General features: G+C 67.1%; 2 rRNA genes and 1 pseudogene. All 3 read right to left on the bottom strand.

The window, feature by feature from the left end:
• Positions 1-916: pseudogene (locus E2E34_RS37675) on the bottom strand (hypothetical protein); the annotation flags it as partial.
• A gap of 72 nt (positions 917-988) precedes the next feature.
• Positions 989-1,105, bottom strand: a 5S ribosomal RNA gene (rrf, locus tag E2E34_RS34350).
• A gap of 111 nt (positions 1,106-1,216) precedes the next feature.
• Positions 1,217-1,321 (bottom strand): 23S ribosomal RNA (locus tag E2E34_RS34355); the annotation flags it as partial.

Genomic DNA, 1,321 nt, shown 5'->3' on the forward strand with positions numbered 1-1,321 from the left:
GGTCATCGCGACGCTGGTAACCGCCGCCGCCACTGGAACGGTCGTCGTCACGACGCGGCGCACGGTCGTCACGACCACCACGGAACCCGCCACCGCCGCCGCTGGGGCGGTCGTCACGACGCTGGAAACCGCCACCGCTGGGACGGTCATCACGACGCTGGAAACCGCCACCACTGGGACGGTCATCACGACGCTGGAAACCGCCACCGCTCGGACGGTCGTCCCTGCGCTGGTAGCCGCCACCACTGGGACGGTCATCGCGACGCTGGTAACCGCCGCCGCCACTGGAACGGTCGTCGTCACGACGCGGCGCACGGTCGTCACGACCACCACGGAACCCGCCACCGCCGCCGCTGGGGCGGTCGTCACGACGCTGGAACCCACCACCGCTCGGACGGTCATCACGACGCTGGTAACCGCCACCACTGGGACGGTCGTCCCGACGCGGCGCACGGTCGTCACGACCACCACGGAACCCGCCACCACGCTCGTCATCACGACGCGGCCCACTGCCGGGACGGTCGTCGCGACGCTGGAACCCGCCCCCACCGCCCGCTGGGCGGCCGCCCCGGTTGTCGTCACGGCGAGGCCCGCTGCTCGGCCGGTCGTCGCGACGCTGGAAGCCACCGCCACCACCACTGGGACGCCCGCCTCGGTCGTCATCACGGCGCGGCCCGCTGGGGCGGTCGTCACGACCACCGCGGTATCCACCGCCGGTCGGGCGGTCGTCACGACGGAACCCACCGCGATCGTTGTCCCGGCGCGGCGCACGGTCGTCACGACCGCCGCGGTATCCGCCCCTGTCATCGCCGTCTCGCCGGCGCGGCTCGCGCTCCGGACGATCGTCGGAAGAGTTGGTGGACATCGGTTGGCTCCTGTCTTGGGGTAACGCAGTCATTCTCGCGCAGTCGGCCATCCGACGCGCTTCGGAAAAACAAAAAGGACCCTTGGTCCAGCATGAACGCTGGACCAAGGGTCCTGAAAGATTGTTCGGCGGTGTCCTACTCTCCCACAGGGTCCCCCCTGCAGTACCATCGGCGCTGAAAGGCTTAGCTTCCGGGTTCGGAATGTAACCGGGCGTTTCCCTAACGCTATGACCACCGAAACCCTATCGGGCTTAGCGAACAAGCACACTCTTCAATTAAGTAAGTGGAGCTGTTCAACCGGTGCGATAACTGTTCGCAACCCGGGAACAACACAGTGGACGCGAGCAACTGAGGACAAGCCCTCGGCCTATTAGTACCAGTCAGCTCCACCCGTTGCCGGGCTTCCACATCTGGCCTATCAACCCAGTCGTCTACTGGGAGCCTTAACCCCTCAA

This window comes from Streptomyces albidochromogenes, from assembly GCF_005981925.1.
Taxonomy (GTDB): Bacteria; Actinomycetota; Actinomycetes; order Streptomycetales; family Streptomycetaceae; genus Streptomyces; species Streptomyces albidochromogenes.